Here is a 20390-nt window from a genome sequence, read left to right as displayed (position 1 = left end):
TTTCTATAAATATCTTTAATAGACAGGTGGTTGGGCGGATTTTTGATGAAATATTCGAATATGGCATTGAAAATGCTTAACCTCTGACAGGCCGAACGCGACTGCACGCCTGCTCCTCTTCATCGTTATATCAGATTGAGTATAACGATTGGTTGGGATCGAGATCGGACCACTTGGTCTCCGATCCCTCGACATGCGTTCCGCTCGGTTTTGCCCCCTCGGGGCGAGCGGCTCGATGCGCGACCATCAACAGATCCGACAGCGAGAACAGATCTTGAAACGCAGAACAGGTATCCAAAAAGCCATTGGGCTGTCGCTCCTCGGTGCCGCCGTCGGCACCCAGGCCGACGAGGTCCTGCCGCTCTACGACCTGGGCGCGGTCCAGGTGACGGCGACCCCATCCCAGCTCGGCGAGGTGGGGGGAGATCAGGCGTCCTCCGTGATCACGCTCGACGAGATACGCCGCTACAACCGCGACAACGTGGGCGACGCGCTCGATCTGCTGCCGGGCGTGACGGTGTCGACCAACTCGCGCAACGAGAAGACCGTCTACGTCCGCGGCTTCGATTCGCGTCAGGTGCCGCTCTTCATCGACGGCATCCCGGTCTACGTCCCCTATGACGGCTACGTGGACTTCAACCGCTTCACCACGGCCGATCTCTCGGCGATCCAGGTCGCCAAGGGATTCAGCTCCGTGACCTATGGCCCCAACGCACTGGGCGGCGCCATCAACCTCATCTCGCGCAAGCCGACCCGCGAGATCGAGGGCGACCTGAGCCTGGGCTACGGCGAGGGCAACGAGCGCACCGCCTCGGTCAATCTCGGCAGCAATCAGGGGCTCTGGTACGTCCAGGCCGGGGCCTCCTGGGTCGAGTCCGACGATTTCCGTCTCTCGTCCGACTTCGATCCGACGCCGACCGAGGACGGCGACGAGCGCGAGAATTCCTACCGGCGCGACGACAAGGTGTCGCTGAAGATCGGTCTGACCCCGAACGACACCGACGAGTACGCCCTGAGCTATTACCGCCAGAGCGGCGAGAAGGGCCAGCCGCCCTCGACCGATCCGAGCTATGCCCGCTATTGGCAATGGCCCTACTGGGACAAGGAGAGCCTCTATTTCATCTCCAACACGGCGCTCGGCGAGACCGAGTCGGTGAAGATCCGGCTCTATCACGACGAGTACGACAACGCGGTCGAGTCCTACACCGACGACACCTACACCAGGCTCAAGACCTCCGGGCGCGGCAGCGTCGGATCGGCCGGCAAGAGCGTCTACGAGGACCGAACCAACGGCGGCTCGATCGAGCTGCGATCGACCCGGTTCGAGCGTCAGGACCTGCGGTTCAGCGTCCAGCTCAAGAAGGACGAACACAAGGCCGACGATACCATCGAGCGCACCGAGCATTTCGAGGACACCCTGACCACGGTCGGCCTCGAGGACAACATCGCCCTGCGCGATAACCTGACCCTCTCGCTCGGTGTCGCCTGGAGCGAGCTGAGCGCCGACACCGTCTACAAGGCGAGCGATCCCGTGCCCGAGCCGGACGACCAGTCCGCCACCAACGCCCAGGCCGGGCTCTTCTGGGACCTGGACCAGGTCGGCCGGATCTACGGCACGATCGCCGGCAAGACCCGCTTCCCGACCCTCAAGGACCGCTATTCGCTGCGTCTCGGGAACGCCGTTCCCAACCCGGACCTGGAGGCCGAGCAGTCGATCAACTACGAGATCGGTTATCAGGGAACTCCATGGGGCCGGGTGCACCTCGAGACGGCGGTCTTCCTGAGCGACGTCACGGACCTCATCCAGCAGGTCGACAACGTCGAGGACGACAAGTACCAGATGCAGAACGTCGGCGAGGTGCGTGTCACCGGCTGGGAGCTGAGCGCATCGGCCCCGATCGGCACCCATTGGGAGGTGGGCGGCAATCTGACCCTCCTCGATCGCGAGAACCGCAGCGATCCGGACACCAAACTCACCGGGGTGCCCGATCGCAAGATCACCGCGCATCTGCTCTTCCGTCCGATCGAGCGTCTGGAGGCGCTGCTCTTCGTCGAGCACGAGGGGCCGCGCTGGGAGTCCGACAGCGTCGAGCTGGACGCCTATACCACCGCCAACCTCAAGCTCTCCTACCGGCCGGTCGACGACCTCGTCCTGGAGGCGCGGCTCGACAATCTGGCCGACGCCGACTACGAGCTGGCGGACGGCTATCCGAGCGCCGGTCGCATGTGGTTCATCAACGCGAGGTACGAATTCTGATGGCTCATCTCATGACCAGGCGCGTTTCGGACGACGTCGAACGATCCACCGGGCTCATGGCGGGAGTCGCCTTCCTGATCCCGGGCCTGCTGGCGGCTGGCCTGGCGGTTGCCGCAGTCGATCCCGCCGCGCCGCATGGCACCGCTCCGCAGATGTCCTACATCTCGGAGACGGTCGCCGTCACCGGGGCGGTCGAGCAGCCGCTCAGTCTGTCGGTGACGGATCTGGAGGGCTTTCCGCCCCAGCAGATCGGCGAGGTCGATATGATCTGCGACACGGGCGTCAACATCGGCAAGAAGGAGAACCTGCGGGGCGTCCTGCTGCGCGACATTCTCGATCGGGCCAAGCTCAAGGCCCCCGCGCCGCGCGACTTCCGCAAGATGGCGGTGATCGCCAGGGCCACAGACGACTATGTCGCGGTCTTCTCCTGGGCCGAGATCTTCAACTCGGACGTCGGCGATCACGTCATCGTCTATTTCCGCAAGGACGGGGCGCCGCTCGGGGTCGAGGAGGGACAGATCGCGCTCATCTCGACCACCGACCAGCGGACCGGACCGCGTCACGTGCGCTGGTTGAACCGGATCGAGGTTCGGCAGCTGGTCGATTGAGCGTCGCCGACACGAACGACTGAACCATGCGTTATTTCAAAAAAGATATAGCGACTGTGCGCGGAGACCGTCCATGACCCTCTCGTACCTGCTGCAGCTGGCCGATCATTCGGGTGGCGTGCTCTATCTGATGGCGGTCCTGCTGACCGCCGCCCTGGCGGTCATCGCCGAGCGCACCTGGGCGCTGCGCAGCCTGACCCGTCACGGCGAGCGTCTGACCCGGGCCTTGACCGAGCTCTCCGCGCAGGATCGGTCCGGGCTCGACTGGATCCGCGAGACCCAGTCGCGCCCCCTGCACGGGGCGCTGCTGGAGACCACGCTGACCCTGCCGCCGAGCCCGCAGGAGACGCTGGCCAGCCGTCTGGAAGAGGTCATTCTGCGTCAGGTGCCGCTCCTGGACCGGCGTCTCTGGGTGCTGGACACCACGGTCACCCTGGCCCCGTTGCTCGGTCTGCTCGGGACCATCATCGGAATGTTCCATGCCTTCGACGTGCTGGCCGAGCCGGGCGCCTCGCCCAATGCCGTGACCGGCGGCGTCGCCGAGGCCCTGGTGGCCACGGCGGCCGGGCTGCTGATCGCCGTCGTCGGCCTGGTGTTCTTCAACGGTCTCAACGAGCGCGTTCGGCTCGCCGTGCACCAGATGGAAACGCTCAAGGTGATGCTGGTCAACCGTTTCGCCGCGTCCGGGGGGGCCGTGACCGGCGGCCCGGAGACCCTCTCCGGGGGGCTCTGATGCGCTATCTGGAGCGGCGCAAGGCACGCATCGAGATCGTGCCCATGATCGACATCATGTTCTTCCTTCTGGTGTTCTTCATCATGGTCACGCTCGACATGATCCCCGCCAGCGGGATCGACAGCCGTCTGCCGTCGAGCGCCAGCGCCGAGCGTCTCGAATCCCCCCAGGTCGTGGTCACCCTGGACGCCGCGGGTATGGTCAGTGTCGATCGGACGCCCATGACGCTCGATGGTCTGGGGCTGCTGCTGCGCGAGCGTGGCACCGAGACCCGCGTCGTCATCGCCGGCGCCGAGGCCGCCGCCATCGGCGATCTGGTCGCCGTCATGGACGTCTGCCGGCTCGCCGGGGTGACCCGGATCGGTATCGCCACCCGGGAGCCCGAGGCGTGATCCGGACCGAGGCGCAGCCCCTGCCGGCACTGCCCCTGTGGCTGGCCACGCTGATCGCCCTCGGGACCGAGGCGGCGGTCGTGGTCGGTCTGTCGAACTGGCCGTCGCGCCCCGTCACGCCGCCCGGGATGGATGCGATCGAAGTGAGTTTGGTGTCCGCCTCCGCGTTGGCCGATTCCGCTGCGGCCGGCGCGGAGGAAGAGACGCCTTCCCCGCCCGTGGCGCCCGAGCCACCGCCGGTTCCCGAACCCGAACCTGAACCTGAACCGGAGCCGCCCGAGCCTCCCGTCGAGGAGACGCCCGATCCAGTGCCGTCGCCGCTCTCGGTCCCGGAACCGGCGCCGGAGCAGGTTGCGGTCGCGCCGCCCAAACCGAAGCCGACGCCCAAGCCCGAGAAGAAGCCAAAACCAAAGCCCAAGCCGAAGCCGCAGGCCAAGCCGAAGCCGAAGGCCAAACCCCAGGCGCGTCCGGCGTCCTCCAGGGCGCAGGCCACAAGACAGGCGTCCAGCAAGGCCGGACATGCCGGCGGGTCTCGCTCGGGAAAGGGTGGAGCCGCCGCAGGCGCCAGTTCGCCGGCGGCCTATCTGAACAACCCCGCGCCCGGCTATCCGGGCTCGGCGCGCCGCCAGCGCCAGGAGGGCACGGTCCATCTGCGGGTGCTGGTCAACGCCAAGGGGCGGCCGGGCGAGGTGCGGATCGCCACGTCCTCGGGCGTCTCCAGCCTCGATCAGGCCGCGCTCCGTGCGGTGCGCCGCTGGCGCTTCAAGCCGGCGCAGCGGAACGGACAGCCGATCTCGGCCTGGGTCCGCATCCCCATTCGCTTCAGGCTGAATCAATAGGCCGGGCAGGGCGCTGCCGAATGTCTGCTCCATGCCCCATCGACTCACGAAAGACATCGTTTCAGAGGGAATTCGCCGTATGAAATCACCCTTTTCGAGCCCGTACCTCTCGGCCCTGCGCCTCGACGTGCCCCGCACGCTGATCGCGACGGGATGTGCCCTGGCCATGTCCGCACCCTCCATGGCCGTGGAGACCCAGCTCGCGCCCGTCATCGTCTATGGCCAGCAGGATCTGTCCGACCGGGCCGCGATCGGCCGGGAAGAGGAGACGACCTCCACGAGCTATCGGATCTCTGGGGAGACGTTGGAGCGTCTCGCCGCCCCGAGTCAGGTGAATCCCTATCGCGCCCTGGCCGAGCTGCCCTCGGTGAGCGTCGGCGACATGGACCCCTACGGGTTCTCGAACCTGTTCAGCAACAAGGGGCTTCGGGTGCGCGGCCAGATTGCCAGCCACGGCGCCATGGGCAGCGTCGACGGTCTGCCGCTGACCGGCATCAACCCGGGGCCCGGCTATCTCTGGCTGTTCGACATGGAGAACATCGAGTCGGTCTCCCTGACCCAGGGGCCGATCCCGCCCGATCGTCTCGCCTTCTTCACCACCATGGGCGTGCTCGACAACCGGCTGCGCTGGCCGGAGCCCGAGGCCGGCGTCCATCTCTCCCAGAGCTTGGGGGCCTACGACTTCACGCGCAGCTTCGTGCGCCTGGACTCGGGACTGCTCGAGAACGGCATGAGCCTCTTCGGGTCGGCCTCCTATACCTCGGGTGATCAATGGCGTGGTCCCGGCGACTCGCCCGAGGGGCGCGAGAATTTCGAGGGCGGGGTGGTCCAGCGCTTCGACAACGGCGCCGAGGCCAAACTCTATTTCGCCTACAACGACATGAGCCTCGACAGCTACCGGTCGCTGAGCTACGCCCAGTCCAAGGATCTCTCGCGCTATCGCAACTACGGCTACAACAGTCAGCCGAGCGCCAATCCCGCGGAGGCGGTCGATTATTACAAGTACAACACCCAGGACTTCACCGACTGGACCCTCTTCGGCGAATTCACCCTGCCGTTGCGGGGCGAGACCCTGCTCACCATCAAGCCCTTCTATGCCTACGAGGAGGGGGTCTTCTACAACGGGATGTCCAACGGCAAGGTCCGCGAGTGGCTGATCGACCACGATTGGTACGGCCTCAGCGCCGAGCTGGAGACCCGCATCCAGGACACGGATCTCAAGGTCGGCTACTGGCTCAACACCATGGACCCGCCCGGTCCTCCCACGGCCTGGAAGCTCCACGACCCGACCGCCTCGGGCGGACTCTCCTTCTCCAGATGGGCCCTGCTCGCCGAGCCGACCGAGCGTCACAGCTTCCAGAGCCTGTACGCCACGGGAACCCATGAATTCGGCGATCTGAAGGTCCAGGCCGGCGCGCGCTATCTGGTCGAGCATATGTCCGGATTCGACGTCTACGACACCACTGGGATCGGCGATCTCTCCTACGATCGGGCACTGAAGCGCGCTACCCGAATCAATCGCAATCGCAGCACGGGCGGCACGACCTTCCGCGAGCTGCTGCCCTATCTGGGGCTGACCTATGCGCTCGATCCGGCGACCGACATCAAGCTGAGCGTCGGGCGCAACTATGGCGCCCCCGTCTACGGGGCCTGGCCGGTATTCCAGATGAACTATGCCAAGTTCGCCGCCGCCGGCGTCAGCGCCGCCGATATCTGGGACACCATCGAGCCCGAGATCTCGGACGCCATCGATCTGGGAATGAGTCTGCGCTTCCCCTGGGGCTCGCTCGAGCCGACCATCTATTACGCCTCCTACGAGAATCAGGGGGTCTCCTTCTGGGATCCGGCGGTCGGGATCGCCTACACCCAGAACATCGCCGAGAGCCACGCCTATGGCGCGCAGATCCTCGGTACCTGGCAGGCCGCCCGAAACCTCGATCTGTTCGGAACCCTGTCCTACGACCATTCCGTCTTCGACGAGGATCTGGTCACCACCGGCGGGGCCAAGCTCGAGGTCGAAGGCAAACAGATCCCGGGCGCTCCCCAGTGGCATGCCAGTCTCGGCGGGCACTGGCGGATCGGGCGCTTCGGCGTCTCGCCCGTGGTGCATTACTCCGGCGACTACTACGCCGATTCGGCCCGTACCGAGGAGGTCGACGACTATGTCACCGTCGATCTGGACCTGAGCTTCGAGGAACGGCTCGGCCCGGGCGACTACCGCTTCACCCTGAGCTTCATCAACCTCTTCGACACCGATTACATCGGCTACGTCAACACCAGCTACGTCCAGGACACCGGGGGTTTCAACTACTACCCGGGCGCCCCCTTCACGGTGCTCGCCAAGGTGGCCGTGGATTTCTGAGGTCGAACCTTTTTTGAACCGCAAAGGCGCGAAGGGCGCAAAGGATCCCTATCCTGTATCGGGGGCTGCGTCCGGCGCCAATGCGATCGTCTTGTCGTTTCGTGGAATCGTTCATCATGTCTGACACTAAAGATAGTACCTTCCCCTTTCGGCCGAGCCTGATCGCGGCGGCCCTGGCCCTGCCCATGTTCGCCGTCCAGGCGGCCGAGCTGACCGACATGACCGGCCGCAAGGTCCAGGTGCCCGACGCGGTCGAGCGCGTCTTCGCCGTCGCCCCGCCCGTGGTGCCCCTGGTCTATGCCATCGATCCGGGCAAGCTGGTCACGCTCAATTTCCCCTTCCAGCCGGAGGATGCGCCCTACGTGTCCCCGCTGGTCAAGGATCTGCCGATCGTGGGGCGCTATACCGGGGAGGGCCAGCCGCCCAATCCCGAGCTCCTGGCCAAGACCGATCCCCAGCTCAGCATCGCCTGGGACATCCCCTTCATCGACGCTGAGCAGGTCGAGCGGACCTTCGAGAATCTGAAGACGCCGGGGCTCTTCGTCCATCTCGAACATCTCGCCGACTATCCGGCCGCCTTCGAGCTGGTCGGCAAGGCGATCGGCGAGGAGGAGCGGGCGGCGTTGCTGGCGGAGGATATCCGTACCCGCCTGCGGCGCGTGAGCGAGGCCGTCGGTCCCATCCCCGAGTCCGAGCGCAAGCGGGTCTATTTCGCCGAGGGCAACGACGGGCTGCTCACCGAGTGCCATGACTCCTTCCATGCCGAGGTCATCGAGCTAGCCGGCGGGCACAACGTGATGCGCTGCGAGACCAAGGCCATGTGCGGCCGCGACCCGGTGTCCCTGGAAGAGGTCGAAAAGCTGGATCCGGACGTCATCCTGGTCGATCGTCCCAAGGCGTTCGCGCACATCGAGTCCGATCCGGCCTGGAGCGCTCTGCGCGCGGTGCGCGAGGGCCAGGTCTATCTGGTGCCCTCCAAGCCCTTCAACTGGATGGGGCGTCCGCCGTCCTTCATGCGCGCGGTGGCCATGGAGTGGTTCGCCAATCTCCTGTATCCGGAACGCTTCGATTGGGATGTGGAGAAGGAGATCAAGGCCTTCTACAGCCTCTATCTCGGCGTGGAGCCCGAGGTCGTGGACGTCCAGGCGATCCTGGGCAAGGGCTGACGGGGACGTCATGACATGATTCGGCACGATACCCCATCGCTCATGCTGCTGTGGCCGCTGCTGGCGGTCTCCCAGGGCGCGCTCGCCGCCCCGGACACCGAGCTGACCCCGATCGAGGTCACGGCCTCGCCGATCCCCTCGGTGGCGCCGCTCTCGGGGCAGGACTACTCGGCCTCGCGCGTCGACGCCGAGGGTCTGGCCGCCTTCGGCGGTCCGGCCCAGGCCAATCCCTACCGGGCGCTCGATCTCATGCCATCGGTCAACCTCACCGGCGTGGACGCCTATGGTCTGAGCGTCGACCAGAACGCCATGCGCGTGCGGGGTATCGCCGCCTCGACCTACAGCAACCTGGCCGTCACGGTGAACGGCACCCCATCCTCGGTCAGCGCCGGGCGCGGCGGCGTCGGCAATCTGTTCGACATGGAGAACCTGGAGTCCGTCACTCTCTGGCGCGGCGCCCAGCCGGCGGACGTCGGGCTCGGCATGGGCAACCTGGCGGGCAGTCTGGACCTGGCGATCAAGGCGCCGACCGAGGAGGCGGGGGCGCATCTGCGCACCTCGGTCGGCGGCGACGGCTTCCACAAGCTCTTCGGTCGCATCGATACGGGTACCTTCAACGGCGGCTCCAGCCTCTTCGTCTCGGGTTCGACCTCCGAGAGCGACAAATGGCGCGGGGAGGGCGGTCAGTCCCGCGACACCTTCAACGCCGGCTTCGCCCAGACCTTCGGCGAGCGCGGATCCCTGGAGATCTATGCCGCCCACAACCGCTTCCATCGCGACGAGTATCGTCCCCTGACCTATGCACAGAGCCGGGACCTGGATCGCTACGGGGATCTGGACTACAACGCCGATCTGACCGGGGTGGCGACGACCGACGCCGACTATTACTCCTACAACAGCCAGCAGTTCGACGAGACCAATCTGCTCGCGCGCTTCAGCTGGGCGCTGACCGACGACATCCAGATCCGATTCAGTCCCTACTGGCTGTCGAACGAGGGCGAGCGCCGGGTCGGCAAGACCGACAAGGTCATGGTGATCGACATCGACCAGGAGCAGTACGGCGCCACCGCCGAGCTGGTCGCCGAGCTCGCCGACCAGACACTGACCCTGGGCTACTGGACCCAGCGACTCTCCTCCATGCCGCCGCCCATGAGCCAGAAGGTCTATGCGATCGACGCTCAGGGCGGTCTGGTCTTCTCCAAATGGGGCATCCTCGCCGACATGGGCGACCGCGCCTACGAGAGCCCCTATCTCCAGCTGTCGGGCGAGCGTGGACGCTGGCGCTATGGCATCGGACTGCGCTATCTGAGCTTCCGCATCCCGGGCATCACCAGCTACGACGGCTCGGGTCTGCCGAACGTGAGCCACGATACGGCGCTGTCCATGAACCCGGCGGTCGTGGCCGCACTCAGCACCGATGCGGTGACCCTGGAGGAATGGCTGCCCACCCTCAGCTCGCGTGTCGAGCTGACCCAGACGCTGGACCTCAAGGCCGCCTATGGACGCAGCGTCGGCAATCCCTGGATGGGGCCGCTCTACAGCGTCTACATGAGCAACCGCAAGGCGTTCCAGAAGGCGGGTATCCCGCTGCAGCAACTGTGGGACGATCTGGCCCTGGAGACGTCCGACACCATCGAGCTGGGTCTCGAATGGCGTCACGGCAGCCTGGTCCTGACCCCGACGCTCTACTACAGCGACCTGAGCGACAAGCAGGTCACCGCCTACGATCCAGCGGTCGGCGTCTCCTATCTGCAGAGCGGGGTCGACGCCACCGCCTACGGCGCCGAGCTGGAGGCGAGCTGGGGCCTCGACCGGCACTGGACCCTGCTCGGCAGCCTGTCCTGGAACCGCAACCGGCTCGACGACGACATCCGCGCCGGCAGCTCGGCGCTGCTCGAGACCTCGGGCAACCAGGTGCCGGACGCCCCCGAATGGCTCGCCAAGCTGGGCGCCCAGTTCCGCTACGGCAACTGGAGTCTGACCCCGATCGCGCGCTATGTCGGACGCCGCTACGGCGATGCCCTCAACCAGGAGTCGGTCGACGACTATGCCACGGTCGATCTCAACGCGGTCTATCGGCTCGGCAAGGTCGCCGGCATGAAATCGCTCGAGATCGGGATGTCCGTGATCAACCTCTTCGACGCCGATTACATCTCGACCATCGACGTGGGGCAGGACGACGCCCGGCCCGAAAGCATCGACTATTACCCGGGTGCCCCCTTCACGGTCGCCCTGTCGCTGTCAGCCAACTTCTAGCGGGGAGATTCCCATGCGGCTCATCACACTCACCCTGGTCCTCCTGTTCGCGGTTCCGGTCTGGGCGGATTCGCTCCTGATCGCCGCGGGCGCCGGCTATAAGAAGCCCATGGTCGAGATCTATGCCGCCTTCGAGGCGTCGAGCGGAACCCGGGTCGAGGCCGCCTTCGGCAACATGCAGCAGGTCATGGCCCAGGCCCGCGACAGCGGGCGGGTCGATCTGGTGGTCGGCGAGCGCGGCTTCCTGGAGAAGACCGGGCTCTTCGCGCGCTACGTCGAGCTGGGTACCGGACGCCTGGTCCTGGCCTATGGTCCCAAGGCGCTCGGCGGCTATCGCGATCTGGCCGACCCCTCGGTGGAGCGCATCGCCCTGCCGGATCCCGGGAAGGCCATCTACGGCAAGGCGGCGACCCAGTTCCTGGAGCGCAGCGGACTCATGCCGGAGGTGAAGGACCGGCTCATGGTGGTGGCGACCGTACCTCAGGTCTCGGCCTATCTGATCGCCGGAACGGTCGACGCCGGCTTCATCAACATCACGGACGCGCTCGGCATCCAGGACCGGATCGCCGGATACGAGGCGCTGCCGCTCGATCTCTACGATCCGCCTCGGATCGTCCTGGCCTTCCCCAAGGACCGGACCGCGTCCGACTCGGCCAGCGCATTCGAGACCTTCCTCGGATCGGACCGGGCCAGGGGCATCCTGGTCAGATACGGGCTCTGACAGGAAAATTTGAACCGCAAAGGCGCGAAGGACGCAAAGATCTTCGAATGATCGCTATTCAATCCATGTTTGCGCAGGGCGGGTCGTTTCGCATGCCTCGGCGTCCAGCATCGAAACCCTTTGCGCGCTTTGCGCCTTTGCGGTTCGATTCCCCGAGTACCCCGGCATGACACCCTGGCTCGACTGTTCTCCCGCCGCGCTGCTGCTGAGTCTGGAGGTCGCCGGCGTGGTGCTGGTGCTCTTCCTGGTGGCGGGCATCGCGCTCGGCTATGCGCTCAGTCAGCCGATCCCGTTCCGGAATCTGCTGGACGCCCTGGTCTCGCTGCCGCTGGTGTTCCCGCCGATCGCCATCGGCTTCTTCCTGCTGATGCTGCTGGGGCGTCACGGTGCAGTCGGCGGGCCGCTGCACGAGCGGTTCGGCTGGGATCTGGTGTTCTCCTTTCCGGGGCTGGTCCTGGCCGCCTTCGTCGCCGGTCTGCCGCTGGTGGTCAAGCCGATCCAGTCGGCGATCGAGGGCAGCGCGCGCGAGCTGATCGAGGTCTCCTACACGCTCGGTAAGGGACGCCTGGCGACCCTCTTCCTGGTGGTGATCCCGGTCATCCGGCGTCACATCGCCGCCGGTCTGACCCTGGGGATCGGGCGCTCCTTCGGCGAGGTCGGCATTACCCTCATGCTCGGCGGCAACATCCTGGGCTCGACCGAGACCCTGTCGCTGGCTATCTACAACCAGGTCCTCGACGGCGACTTCGCTTGCGCCACACGGCTCTCGATCCTGCTCGGGATCCTGTCCCTGGGGCTCTTCCTGATCCTGCGCCGGCTGGGGAGGCTCTGATGCCCTGTCTGGAGGCCGATCTCGATTTCAGACGCGCCGGCTTCCGGCTCGCCGCCCGGATCCGCGTCCCGGAGACCGGAATCACCGCTCTGGTCGGTCCCTCGGGCTGCGGCAAGACGACGGTACTGCGTCTGCTGGCCGGTCTGGAACGGCCGAGGTCGGGTCATATCCGTCACGGCGAGCATGTCTGGTTCGACCGGGGACGGGGCATCGATCTGGCCCCGAGGCTCCGCCGCGTGGGTCTCATGTTCCAGGACTATGCGCTCTTCCCGCATCTGAGCGTGGCGCGCAACGTCGCCTTCGGCCAGCCGCGCGGCGATGGGGCGGAGGCGGTGCGGTTCTGGCTCGAGCGGCTGCAGCTGCTGCCGTTCGCCGAGCGCCGGCCGCACGCGCTCTCGGGCGGTCAGCGTCAGCGGGTCGCCCTGGCGCGCGCCCTGGCCTCGCGTCCGGAGGTGCTGCTGCTCGACGAGCCCTTCTCGGCCGTCGACCTGGGGCTGCGCCAGTCGCTGCGTCTGCTGTTCCAGGAGGTGGTCGCGGATCGGTCCATGCCGACCGTCCTGGTGACCCACGATCTGGACGACGTGCGCCATCTCGCCGACCGGGTCGGGGTCCTGGTCGAGGGCGAGCTGCGCCAGTTCGGTCCGACGGCGGAGGTCTTCTCGACGCCCTGCGATGCCGAGGTGGCCCGGGTCCTGGGCTGGGACAACCGGCTCCCGGTCTCGGGCTGCGAGGACGGCTGGGTGCGGGGCGGCTGGGGGTGCCTGAGACTGAACGGGGCGCTCGCGTCCGGGATACCGGAGCTCGTCGCCATCCGGCCCCATGGTCCCAGTCTGACCGAGGGTCCCGGCCTGGAGGTCGAGATCGCCCGCATCACCGACATGGGTGGCTACCGGACGCTGCTGTGCCGTCTGCCCGATCGTACTGCGCTGCAGATCCACCTCCCGCCCCAGGCGTCTCCGCCTCCGCCCGGGACCCGGACGCGCCTCTCGATTCCGGAGCATTGCATCCTGCCGCTGCCCGCCAGGGGGCGCGTCCCGGCCATTCCTTCGTCCGCATGCAACTGAGCCGAGGTCATGATCATGAACGACGCCTTCACATCCGAGTGCGCCTACGGCAGGCATCCCCGCCGCCATCGCCGAAGCCGATCGGACACCTGCGTTCCGAGCTGGACGGAAGGGCTGCCGCATGAGTGGCGCGCGCGGGTCGTCGCGCCACAGTCGTTTCGCGTCTTCCGCGAGTTCGAGATCCCGGCGCGCCGCGTCTTCGGCTACGACGGAGACGGTGCCATTTGCTACAGCGCGCACGACTATCGTCTGATCGATCTGCGCTCGGACGACGACGAGGACTTCTACGAGACGCTCGCCTATGCCGAATCGGTCGTCGCCTGGCGGCTCGCCGACGGCCGCTGGCTGGTGCATCGCTGCGTCGAGTCGCTCGGTGCCGAGGGCGATCCGGAATGCCGTCTCGAGGTCGAACCTCAGATGCCTCGGTGAGGCATCCGTCGTTTCTTGTCCCCAATCGGCGTGAACGGCTCTGTGGATAAGCTGTGTGACTCGGCCTTAAGGATTTGGTAAGACTGGAGAATAGGGGTGGCGGTCACAAATCGACCATCCTGGAGTCGACGGCTCGATCGCTACTCCTGTTGCCGGCGATCAGGAATCTTCTGGCCAGAAGCCTTCGTCCATGATGTGTTCGAATGAGAAGGGGCATTCGCTGGGAAAGGTGGATTCCGGCAGCCCGGTCTCGCGTTCGGCCTCGATCATGGCCAGCCGATAGGCCCGGCCGATGGATTCATCGAGCTTGGACTTCAGGCTCGGATTGTCGGCGAGATGCGATTCGAGGCGCAGACGCTGCTCCTTGATGGAGAGCCGCCAGGAGTTGCCGCGAAGACCGGGCTGGAAACGCCATTTGAGCAGATGCAGGAGGAGGACGACCAGGCGGTTGACCAGCTCCCGCTTTTCGCTGCGTCCCATACTGTCGATCTCCTCGATGATGTTGTCGACATCCGCCTCGCTCAGCCGGCCGTCTCGCAGCAGTGCCACCTGCTCGTTCGCCCAGGCGTGAAAATCGGTTTCATAGAGGCTTGACATGCATTCCTCCGGAAGGGGGTAGGGCGAGGATTCTCGGTTCGACGCAGGGTACGCTGCCGTACCCCGACGATAAGACCTCAGACCCGCTTCACTTCGAGAGCGCCGCTTGGATGGCATCCAGGTCGAGGGCGTTGAGATAGTCCTCGATCGGCTTGCTGTCCTTCAGGTGCGAGCCCTTGCCCTGGACCACCAGTCGGTTGCCGACCATGAGGGTGATCTCGTAGTCCTCGCTGTCCGCGGCATGCTCGATCATGCCCCGGTAGCCCTTCAGCGAATAGGCCTTCATGTCCTGGTTGCTCTGCATCATGAGCGGCATCGACAGGGCCATGGTCAGCATGGGCATCATCGGCGAGTCGGCCATGAGATCGAGGCTGACCTCGCCCTGATCGTCGCGGTAATAGCGCCGGCTCAGGGTCGTTCCCGTGATCATGGCCGCCATGCCGCCGGACTGGGCCTCGGGGGCGTCCGCCTTCCAGCCTTCGAGCGGCTCGGGGAGCAGTTTCAGCAGGCTCGCCGTCATCTGCTCCTGGATCTTGGTCACCGCGAAGTTCAGTGTCTCGACGGCGGTGCGCAGCTCGCCCGCCTCGTAGGACTTGCGCGCGGCCTCGATCTGGTCCGTGACCTCGTCCGCGAGCGTCGCGCCGGAGATGCCGAGCGCCGCGGTGAGTCCAAGGACGGCGGCCCCTGTCTTCGTCATCATGATTTCGCCTCTTTCGGAATCGCTGCTGTTTGATAGCGGAAGTCGCCGGCCTCTACGCGGATGGCCGGGCCATGGAACCGGCAGCGGTCCGGTTCCGGGGCGGCTATTGTGCCTCATCCCTCGGACCGGGATGCTTCAGAAGACGAGCTCCTGGCGGATCCTGGACTGGATCTTCTTCGCCTGCTTGAAGGATTCCTTCAGCATGAGCCGATGGAGCTCGTTGAGATCGTCCGGGTCGACCCGGTTGGCGGCGTCGCGGTCGCGCGTCTGCAGCTGCTGATGGATGCGGAAGCGCTGGATGAGATGGAATGCCTCGATCTCGGCGGCCAGCTCCTCCGGGTTGCGTTGCTGTCGATGGGCGACGGCACGCAGACGCTCGGCGGTGCTGGTGGCCCAGACCCCTTCCTTCAGCGCCCAGAGCCGGGCGGCGTCCATGAAATAGCGCGCGCCCTGCAGCTTCAGGTCGATGGTGTGGGGGAAATCGCGGTTGCGGTCGAAGGTGAACTGGCCGGTCCAGCCGATCGGCGGGGTGCTTTCGAGGTTGAGAGATGCGAGCGCATGGAAGAATCGGGCATGACTGTGCGCGTTGGTGCTCAACCAGTCGCGCAGCTGGTCCGCCGGACTGCCGTCGCCGTAGATGGGACGGAAGTCGAAGAAGATGCTGCTGTGCAGCACCGCCTCCGGTTCGGGGACCTCCAGCCAGTCCGAGAAGCGCCGCTTCCACTCGGCGGCGCTGAGACACCAGTCCGGATTGCCGGCCATGATGTCGCCCGGGCAGCGCTCGAAGCCGCAATGGTGCAGCGCGCGGTTGACCGCCTGGGCGAAGGGCAGGAATGCCTGGCGCATGTCCTCGGTGGCGTCCGGCGTCGGCGGGACGAAGAGGAGGCCGTTGTCCTGGTCGGTGGCGAAGGTCTGCTCGAGCCGTCCCTCGGAACCGAAGGCGAGCCAGCACCAGGGCACGGGCGGCAGCTCGAATTCGTCCTCGATGAGCTCGATGACGCGCATCGCGATCAGGTCGTTGAGGCCGGACATCCAGTGGCAGAGGGACTCGATCCCCATGCCCGCCTGGAAGCGCTCGGCCCCGCGGCGGCGCACCTGGTCGGCGGCGATCACCATGGCGTCCAGGTCGCGGGCGCGGTTGATGGTGGCGATGAGGGTCTCGGCGGCGATGGTCGGGGCGCCCAGCAGGTCGGCGTGGCCGACCAGGCCGAAGAGTGTGCCGTCCGCTTCGGTCAGGAGGATCTGGTCGACGCCGCGCTTGGCCATCATGACCCGGGCGCGGTGGGCCGGGGTGTCGGCGGTCAGGGTCAGTGGCGCGCCGGTCATGTGGGCGGCGATGGGGTCGTCCAGATCGGCGTTCTCGTCGCCGAGCACGTGCAGCAGCTCGCGCAGACGGATGAGTCCGAGCGGAAGACGGGTCGCCGGGTCGGCGATCGCGGCCGCGTCCTCGCGGTTCTGGCTGAAACGGAACAGCAGCTCGCGCAGCCGCGTCTCGGGCTCCACGACCAGCGGCTGCGATCGCGCCAGGACGCGCAGTTGGGCGAGGTCGGACAGGCTGTCGGTCGGCTGGGTCGCCATCTCGGTCATGCTGGCCTCCGCTGTCGGGATGATCGGCGGCGCCAAGCCTCCATTGCGGCACCGGCCTCGTGCGTGCCCGGGGATTCAGTCGGTCAGGGCGAGCAGCTCCTTGACCTTCTCGACCAGCTCGCGGGTCGAGAAGGGCTTGGGCATGTAGGCGTCGGCGCCCATGTCCAGCCCCTTCTTCAGCTCGGCCTCGCGTCCCTTGGCGGTGAGCATGAGGACGCGGGTGTCGGAGAGCTCCGGATCCGAGCGGACGGCCTCGAGGACGGCGAAACCGTCGAGCTTGGGCATCATGACGTCGAGCACCATGAGGTCGGGGCGATGGGTGCGCACGGCGGCCAGACCGGCCTCGCCGTCGCGCGCGACACGCACCTCGTGGCCTTCGCGCATCATCAGGAATTCGAGTGAGATGACGATGTTGGGCTCGTCGTCGACGATCAGGATGCATTTGCTCATGTCGATGCCTTCATCCTAGGTGTCCGCCGGATATCTGGGGAGCTCGAAACAGAGGTTAGCACCTTTTCCCGGCCGGTCTTCGGCCCAGATGCGTCCCCCGAGGTGATCGACGATCTGCCGGCTGATCGGCAGTCCGAGGCCGGTGCCGGCCGGTTTGGATCCGCCGACCTGGGTCTGGCGGAATTTCTCGAACACCAGCTCCAGGTCGGTCTCGGCGATGCCCGGGCCGTTGTCGGCGACGCAGAGATGCCAGAGGTCCTCGGCGGCCGCGAGCCGGATCCGGATGAGACCGGATACGTTCGGGGCGAACTTGGCGGCGTTGGAGAGCAGATTCACCATCACCTGGATCAGGCGGTCGCGGTCGCCCCATACCAGGGCGGGTCCGCTGGGGACCTCGCGTTCCAGATGTATCCCCCGCTCGGCGATCAGCTGCTGGGTTGCCGCGACGGCCTGCTCGACGACCTCGCGCAGGTCGAGGGTCTCGTTCTTCCAGTCGGCGTGACCTGACTCGATCTTGGCCAGGTCGAGGACCTGATTGACCAGGCGCGAGAGCCGCTCGGTCTCGCTGACCAGGATGCCGAGGAAGTGTCTGCGTCGGTCGAGCGGGATCTTCGGATCGTCGAAGAGGATCTCGGAGAAGGCGCGGATGGAGGAGAGCGGTGTGCGCAGCTCGTGCGTGACCGAGGACATGAAGTCGTCCTTCATGCGGTCGAGTTCCTGCAGCCGCAGGTTGGCGGCGCGCAGCTCGCCGGTGGCTTCCTCCAGGGCCTGCGATTTCTGCTCCAGTTCGTGGCTGTAGGCGCGGATCTGGGATGCCTCGTCGAGGATGTCCAGCACCTCTGCGAGCCCCAAGGTCTCCTCCTCGGTCACCGAGGCCACCATGACCCGTGCCGAAGAGCTGCCGATGGCCCCCGAGAGCAGGGTCTCGGCGAAGCTGACGGTCTCGGCGTCGGCCGGAAGCGCATCGGACGATTCGAATCCACGCCCTTCGGCGAACCGGGCGAATGCCTCGCGGGTGCGTTTGATCCCCAGGAAGCGTTCCGCCATGGCGGTTAGCTTGCGCACCTCGGCGCTGCCGCGCCAAAGCGGTGCGCTGGTGGGCTGGCGCTGACGCAGTGCGTCCACGAAGAGCCGCGCCTGGCGCGTCTCCGCGGCATTGGGTTCGCGCAGGGACGAGACGAGCAGGAAGGCGCCGATGTTGGCGCTGAGGCTCCAGAAGAGCCCGTGGGTGATGCTGTTCCAGCCCTCCAGACCGAAAAGGGCCAGCGGTGCCAGGATATCCAGTCCGCCCGGACCCGATTCCATGAAGGCGGTCGGCAGCCAGCCCGAGCGGGCGAAGGAGGGCAGGAGCAGGGTGTAGATCCAGACCAGGAATCCGGCCGAGAGCCCGGCGAGCGCGCCCTCGCGGGTGCCGCCGCGCCAGTAGAGTCCGCCGATCAGGGCCGGGGCGAACTGGGCCACGGCCACGAAGCTGATGAGCCCGATGCTGACCAGTGCGTAGGCCTCGCCGGCGAAATGGTAATAGAGATAGCCCAGCAGCAGGATGCCCATGATGGCGCCGCGGCGGACGTTCAGCAGCAGGCGCCCGAGGTCGGCCGGGGGCGTGCGCCGGCGCCAGAGTCGCATCAGCATGGGCAGGACCAGATCGTTGCTGACCATGGTGGAGAGGGCGATGCTTTCGACGATCACCATGCCGGTCGCGGCGGAGAGTCCGCCGATGAAGACCAGCAGCGCGAGCCACGGCTGCTGGAAGGCGATCGGCAGGGTGAGCATGAAGGTGTCGGCGTCGGCCTGGCCGTTCGGGAAGAGGCTCAGTCCGGCGATGGCGATGGGGACGACGAAGAGGTTGATCAGCAGCAGATAGAGCGGAAAGAGCCAGATGGCGCGCCTGAGATGGCTCTCGTCGCTGATCTCGACCACGCCCATCTGGAACTGGCGCGGCAACAGGATGATCGCCAGTCCGGCCAGCAGCGTGATCGCGAACCAGTCCTGGAAGGGCGAGACGCTGGGTGCGAGCAGTGGCCCGAGCGTCTCCGCGATGTCGGGGTGTGTCGTCAGCCGGTCCAGGCCGGTGTCGCCGAGTCCGAGCAGCCCGAGAGTGACGAAGAGTCCCACGGCGAGGAAGGCGACGAGCTTGACGATGGACTCGAAGGCGATCGCAGCGACCATGCCCTCGTGACGCTCGCTCGCGTCGAGCTGGCGGGTGCCGAAGAGGACGGCGAAGACGGCCAGCAGCAGTGTGACCACGAAGGCATTGTCGTGCCAGAGCGGCAGGCTGGTCTGCTCGGGCATGCGGACCAGGGGATACTCGTGGAGGATGGTGAAGCTCCAGGAGACGGCCTTGAGCTGGAGCGAGATATAGGGAACGACGCCGATCACCGCGATCAGGGTGACCAGGCCGGCGAGCGCCTGGCTCTTGCCGTAGCGCGAGGCGATGAAGTCGGCGATGCTGGTGATGCGCTCGGACTTGCTCACCCGGACCATCTTGAGCATGACCGAGCCCCAGAGCAGCGCCATGAGCGTCGGACCGATATAGATGGGCAGGAAGCCGATGCCGTTCTCGGTGGCGCGCCCGACGCTGCCGTAGAATGTCCAGGCGGTGCAGTAGACCGCGAGCGAAAGCGCATAGACGGTGGGGTGGGCGATGACGGAACGTCCGCGGTCGGCGCGCCGGTCGGCCCAGTAGGCGATGGCGAAGAGCAGGCTCAGATAGAGGCAGGAGACGCCGACGATGAAGGGCGCGCTGATCATGCCGTCGTCATCGGTCCGGGCCGCGGGAGAGGATCCAGGCGGCGGCGCCGATGATGGCCGCCCAGACGGCGAAGAGATAGATGAAGAGCGACGGGATGCCGAGCAGCCGCTCGGGCGTTTCGAACTGGCTCACCAGGGGCGAGAAAAGGGCCAGCACTCCGGCGAGGAAGAGCGCCAGGAGGCGTTGTCTGAGCAGGCTGGCGCGAGGCATGATCGCTCCGGTGGCTGTGGTTCGGTCGGTCGGGAATCCAGGTCTGGTTACTGGGTCGAATCTCGTCCGTCGAGCGACTCTTGTGTATATACTTGAATTAGCTGATGGGGTTGAGTGATTGGGTGAAGTATGGTTGGTCACCTCTTCGATTCAAGGGGCGTGACCCAGTGTCGCAAGCGTCTTGTCTGCGCCGATTCGATCGGGGCATTGCTCGCCGGTCCTGAAGTGGGAAACGGCCGGTTTCTTCGCGTGTCGAACCAGGGCGGTCGTTGCCCTGAAGGTTGGAGTATTGGGGGCGCGTGTTTAATCGATAGCAGATTCGGGACGCATGTGACGTCCTCGAGGTCATGGCTTTACCCATAACTCGCCCCTGCAGAGCGCTGAGCCTCAAGAGCGAGCACGAAATCAGCCGCGCGCTGCAGCCCGATCCACAGG

General features: G+C 66.2%; 18 protein-coding genes. 12 read left to right on the top strand and 6 right to left on the bottom strand.

Annotated elements, in window-relative coordinates; translation table 11 throughout:
- The first annotated feature begins 274 nt into the window (after positions 1-274).
- From D779_RS11240 to D779_RS11185, 12 genes are all read left to right on the top strand, one after another.
- Positions 275-2257 (top strand): TonB-dependent receptor plug domain-containing protein, encoded by a 1983-nt coding sequence (locus D779_RS11240; protein ID WP_043753943.1) that lies wholly within the window; start codon positions 275-277, stop codon positions 2255-2257.
- Positions 2257-2865 carry a molybdopterin-dependent oxidoreductase gene (locus D779_RS11235; RefSeq protein ID WP_081763468.1) on the top strand — a complete coding sequence of 203 codons (609 nt, stop codon included), beginning with the start codon at positions 2257-2259 and terminating at the stop codon, positions 2863-2865. Before D779_RS11240 ends, D779_RS11235 begins: the two co-directional genes overlap by 1 nt.
- Positions 2866-2938: 73 nt before the next feature.
- On the top strand, positions 2939-3598 hold the full coding sequence (locus D779_RS11230) for a MotA/TolQ/ExbB proton channel family protein (protein ID WP_052348052.1): 660 nt from the start codon (positions 2939-2941) through the stop codon (positions 3596-3598).
- On the top strand, positions 3598-3990 hold the full coding sequence (locus D779_RS11225; protein ID WP_043753881.1) for an ExbD/TolR family protein: 393 nt from the start codon (positions 3598-3600) through the stop codon (positions 3988-3990). The genes D779_RS11230 and D779_RS11225 overlap by 1 nt, the downstream gene beginning before the upstream one ends.
- Entirely contained in the window at positions 3987-4829 is an 843-nt protein-coding gene (locus D779_RS11220; protein WP_043753879.1) for an energy transducer TonB, read from the top strand. The genes D779_RS11225 and D779_RS11220 overlap by 4 nt, the downstream gene beginning before the upstream one ends.
- 79 nt (positions 4830-4908) lie before the next feature.
- The gene (locus tag D779_RS11215) at positions 4909-7191 is read left to right on the top strand and encodes a TonB-dependent receptor (protein WP_052348051.1); all 2283 of its coding nucleotides are present in this window, start codon (positions 4909-4911) and stop codon (positions 7189-7191) included.
- A gap of 116 nt (positions 7192-7307) precedes the next feature.
- A complete protein-coding gene (locus D779_RS11210; RefSeq protein WP_043753933.1) occupies positions 7308-8357 on the top strand; it encodes an ABC transporter substrate-binding protein in 1050 nt (349 codons plus the stop codon).
- A 15-nt stretch (positions 8358-8372) separates the two neighbouring features.
- On the top strand, positions 8373-10613 hold the full coding sequence (locus tag D779_RS11205; RefSeq protein ID WP_043753876.1) for a TonB-dependent receptor: 2241 nt from the start codon (positions 8373-8375) through the stop codon (positions 10611-10613).
- A gap of 13 nt (positions 10614-10626) precedes the next feature.
- A complete protein-coding gene (gene modA, locus D779_RS11200; protein ID WP_043753874.1) occupies positions 10627-11334 on the top strand; it encodes a molybdate ABC transporter substrate-binding protein in 708 nt (235 codons plus the stop codon).
- Positions 11335-11500: 166 nt separating this feature from the next.
- The gene (locus D779_RS11195) at positions 11501-12166 is read left to right on the top strand and encodes a molybdate ABC transporter permease subunit (RefSeq protein ID WP_043753872.1); all 666 of its coding nucleotides are present in this window, start codon (positions 11501-11503) and stop codon (positions 12164-12166) included.
- Positions 12166-13230 carry a sulfate/molybdate ABC transporter ATP-binding protein gene (locus D779_RS11190; RefSeq protein ID WP_043753871.1) on the top strand — a complete coding sequence of 355 codons (1065 nt, stop codon included), beginning with the start codon at positions 12166-12168 and terminating at the stop codon, positions 13228-13230. The genes D779_RS11195 and D779_RS11190 overlap by 1 nt, the downstream gene beginning before the upstream one ends.
- 15 nt (positions 13231-13245) lie before the next feature.
- Positions 13246-13659 carry a hypothetical protein gene (locus D779_RS11185; protein ID WP_043753930.1) on the top strand — a complete coding sequence of 138 codons (414 nt, stop codon included), beginning with the start codon at positions 13246-13248 and terminating at the stop codon, positions 13657-13659.
- 159 nt (positions 13660-13818) lie between these two features.
- On the opposite strand, the gene D779_RS11180 is transcribed toward D779_RS11185, so the two are convergent.
- From D779_RS11180 to D779_RS11155, 6 genes are all read right to left on the bottom strand, one after another.
- Positions 13819-14256 (bottom strand): DUF29 domain-containing protein, encoded by a 438-nt coding sequence (locus D779_RS11180; RefSeq protein WP_043753868.1) that lies wholly within the window; start codon positions 14254-14256, stop codon positions 13819-13821.
- An 88-nt stretch (positions 14257-14344) separates the two neighbouring features.
- Positions 14345-14956: a hypothetical protein gene (locus D779_RS11175; RefSeq protein WP_408606009.1), complete on the bottom strand. Its 612-nt coding sequence runs from the start codon at positions 14954-14956 to the stop codon at positions 14345-14347.
- A gap of 135 nt (positions 14957-15091) precedes the next feature.
- On the bottom strand, positions 15092-16543 hold the full coding sequence (locus D779_RS11170) for a DUF294 nucleotidyltransferase-like domain-containing protein (protein ID WP_052348059.1): 1452 nt from the start codon (positions 16541-16543) through the stop codon (positions 15092-15094).
- Positions 16544-16618: 75 nt separating this feature from the next.
- Complete coding sequence (locus tag D779_RS11165; RefSeq protein WP_043753866.1) at positions 16619-16993, bottom strand: response regulator transcription factor; 375 nt, start codon at positions 16991-16993, stop codon at positions 16619-16621.
- 15 nt (positions 16994-17008) lie between these two features.
- Complete coding sequence (locus D779_RS11160) at positions 17009-19744, bottom strand: sensor histidine kinase (RefSeq protein ID WP_043753864.1); 2736 nt, start codon at positions 19742-19744, stop codon at positions 17009-17011.
- Between the two features lie 7 nt (positions 19745-19751).
- Positions 19752-19955, bottom strand: a complete 204-nt coding sequence (locus tag D779_RS11155) for a hypothetical protein (protein ID WP_043753862.1) — start codon at positions 19953-19955, stop codon at positions 19752-19754.
- Positions 19956-20390 lie beyond the last annotated feature (435 nt).

The sequence above is a fragment of the Imhoffiella purpurea genome (genome assembly GCF_000585215.1).
GTDB classification, from domain to species: Bacteria; Pseudomonadota; Gammaproteobacteria; order Chromatiales; family Chromatiaceae; genus Imhoffiella; species Imhoffiella purpurea.
This window is presented reverse-complemented; position numbering and strand designations above follow the sequence as displayed.